Here is a 3,082-nt window from a genome sequence, read left to right as displayed (position 1 = left end):
TTATGGTGGCCGAAGGGACTGTTAGCGAGATAACTACGCGAGAAAAAGTTCTTGGAGAAATAAGCCAACTTGATTCAGATTGTCGCTGCCGTCAGAGTTGTAACAAAGGGGGAAGAGCAATTGCTGAATGCGATAGATAAAAAATTATTGCTTGAAGTTGCAGATTTGCATGATATGCCAAAAGGAGCATTCAATATTTGAAAAAATGGCGAAGGTGTTGAACGTCATACAACTGCTAATATTGATATTGTAACGAAAAAAGACAAACCAGGTATTGACGTAATTATAAAAGCTGGAACAAAAGGAGAAAGTGTCCATATTCCCGTTATCGTATCGGAGAGTTTGGAGGACGTCGTTTACAACACCTTTGAAATAGGCGAAAACTCTGACGTCGTCATCGTTGCTGGCTGTGGAATTCATAATTCAAGTGATAAAAAAGCTCAGCATGATGGCGTGCACGAATTTTTTGTGCGAAAAGGTGCCAAAATGAAGTATATAGAAAAGCATTACGGCGAGGGTGACGGCACTGGAGTTAGAATTCTAAATCCAAAAACCATTATAGAAGTTGAAGAAAATGGAGTCGTTGAACTTGAAATGGATCAAATTAGAGGTATAGATAATACGATAAGAGATACCGTAGTTAACTTGCATAAAAACGCACATTTAATTGTGAAAGAAAGACTGCTTACATATTTGAATCAGACAGCAGAATCTAATGCTACTGTAAATTTACTTGACGAGGATGCATCAGCTCAAATTATATCTAGATCAGTAGCACAGAATGATTCTAAACAGGTTTTCCATTTGAATATGCGTGGCTACGCCAAGTGCCGTGGTCATATCCAGTGTGATTCAATTATCATGGATAATGCACAGGTGTCGTCTATTCCCGAAATCACCGCTTTCAATTCAGAAGCTGAATTAATTCACGAGGCTGCTATTGGAAAAATAGCATCCGAACAGATGACGAAACTGATGTCACTCGGAATGACAGAAACGGAAGCGGAAGCAACAATTCTAAAAGGATTCTTAAAATAACAGCGCAAATCCCGATGGTCGAGAAGTTGCTGTTTAAATAACAAAGTGACGAAGGTGTTTTTGAGACGAAAGAATGCAAAAAATCTTTTTCGATAGCACAACGAGTATAATAAGCGAAGAAGTCTTCGCTCTGTATAATAAAATTCAAGGCTGCGGAGAGCTCTTCTCTGCAGCCTTTTTTGTGACAGAATGGTGAGGTTTGATGAGCAAAACAAAGAAAAAGAGTATAGAGGAAATATTTTCACTGTCGGGAAAGAGAATTCTCGGCATCAATCCGCCTGTGCATGACTTCTCTTTCTTTGATCTTTGGTCCAAGCCTGTTGGACTGTTATACCTTCTTGAAAAAATGAGACATAACAACAATGATATCGCGTTCCTTGACTGCATACATGAGGGAGCTATCGCACAAAAGACTTTTGGAAGAGAAAAAATCTATTCAGAAGAGATAGTAAAGCCAGCAGTTTACAGTGGAATAAAAAGAAGATATCACCGCTTTGGGTTAAGTAGAGATTCCATAGTTGAAAAGCTTTTGTCAATCGAAAAGCCGGATGTTATATTTTTAACCTCTGTAATGACATACTGGTACGGTGGAGTAAAAGAGACAATCGATTTGCTACATCAAACACTCAAGGACGTTCCGGTTGTGCTTGGTGGCGTTTATGCACGTCTATGTCCTGAGCATGCTTCAACTCTAGGGGCAGATTATATTATTACAGATAATTGGCAACCTGACGTTCCGTATCCAGCGATGGATCTCTACGAAAAAATTCCTTACGGAGTGACCATGACTTCATTTGGCTGTCCGATGTCATGCGAATATTGCGCATCACGTATACTTTGGCCGAAATATCATAGGCGTTCCATTGCTGAAGTCCTTACGGAGATAGATTATCAAAAACGCCTTGGCGCAGTCGATTTTGCTTTTTATGATGATGCTCTGCTTATAGACAAAGAAAAATACACATATCCTCTTGTCGAAGAGTTAACTCGTCGTTATGACGGAACACTGCGACTACATACGCCAAATGGCCTGCACGTGAGAGAGATTGACAGCGAGTGTGCGGAAATATTAAAGAAATCAGGATTTGTAACGATAAGATTGTCGCTTGAAAGCATTGATCCTGACATTGTAAAAACAAGTTGCGGGAAGGTGGCGCGAAATGAATATGCCACAGCAATTATTAATTTGTTGAAAGCTGGATATAGCACGGAGGATTGTGAGACTTATATACTTTTAGGACTACCTGGACAGAGCATAGAATCGGTTAAAGATACTATTAAGTTTGTTCGTGATTGTGGAGGAAAACCGAAACTTGCAGAGTTTTCTCCAATTCCGGGGACACCTTCTTTTGCACAGGTATTGAAAAAAATACCGAATCTTGCGACAGAGCCATTGCTTCAAAATAATTCTGTCTATTCGTCATGGATTTCAGGTGATATAAGCCCGAAAGCATTACAAGAGCTTAAGGATTTAGCTCGCGGATAAACATTTCGCGTATCAAATGACGAAAATAACATTAATGAATTCGACAGTGATAAAATAGTGTTAATTAAATGATACGTATTTTTATAAAGAGGTGTTAAAAATGACTCTTAAAAAACTTATGGCGATATTGATTTTGATAAGCGTAATTTTTTGTGCAGTACCTTCTTCAGCAAGCTCAACAACACCGATGAAATATGACAGTAGCGTCGAATCGTTTCTTAGCGTAATGACGTCTTGGGGCACATTTTTGGCTCGAGTAACAGGTTCTTATACTGTTCTTGAGCAGCTGTTTAATTTTTCTAAGTTTACTCAAGCGTTTAACAATCTCATAGAACAAGAAGTGCTTTCGCCTGCAGGGTTTCTGAAATACATCCTTCGTCAAATGGGTATAGATGTTTTTACTAATCCATACGAGCGAAAAAAGAAAATTCTTCCGGAGGGAACTTTTTCTATATGATTGCTTATGTTTACATACTGCGTTGTTCGGATGATACGTTATACACAGGTTGGACATATGACATAGATAAGCGTATTGCTGCACATAATAATGGTTCAGGC

The 3,082-nt window shown here is 38.9% G+C and carries 3 protein-coding genes and 1 pseudogene; all 4 read left to right on the top strand.

The genetic code is table 11. From position 1 onward, the window contains the following. Nucleotides 1-120 precede the first annotated feature (120 nt). Nucleotides 121-1,038, top strand: a pseudogene (locus tag GXZ13_03985) (SufD family Fe-S cluster assembly protein). Nucleotides 1,039-1,240: 202 nt separating this feature from the next. Beyond that, entirely contained in the window at nt 1,241-2,524 is a 1,284-nt protein-coding gene (locus GXZ13_03980) for a radical SAM protein (GenBank protein NLX74996.1), read from the top strand. A 100-nt stretch (nt 2,525-2,624) separates the two neighbouring features. Next, a complete protein-coding gene (locus tag GXZ13_03975; GenBank protein ID NLX74995.1) occupies nt 2,625-2,981 on the top strand; it encodes a hypothetical protein in 357 nt (118 codons plus the stop codon). Continuing rightward, nucleotides 2,981-3,082 (top strand): GIY-YIG nuclease family protein (locus GXZ13_03970; GenBank protein ID NLX74994.1); only part of this gene is annotated, 102 nt, incomplete at its 3' end. The genes GXZ13_03975 and GXZ13_03970, both read left to right, overlap by 1 nt.

It is taken from the genome of Synergistaceae bacterium, from assembly GCA_012728235.1.
Taxonomy (GTDB): domain Bacteria; phylum Synergistota; class Synergistia; order Synergistales; family Synergistaceae; genus JAAYFL01.
This window is presented reverse-complemented; position numbering and strand designations above follow the sequence as displayed.

Bases quoted from the DNA above. Each gene is read 5' to 3' on its own strand.
- GXZ13_03980 (NLX74996.1), top strand. From the start codon at position 1,241: ATGAGCAAAACAAAGAAAAAGAGTATAGAGGAAATATTTTCACTGTCG.
- GXZ13_03975 (NLX74995.1), top strand. From the start codon at position 2,625: ATGACTCTTAAAAAACTTATGGCGATATTGATTTTGATAAGCGTAATT.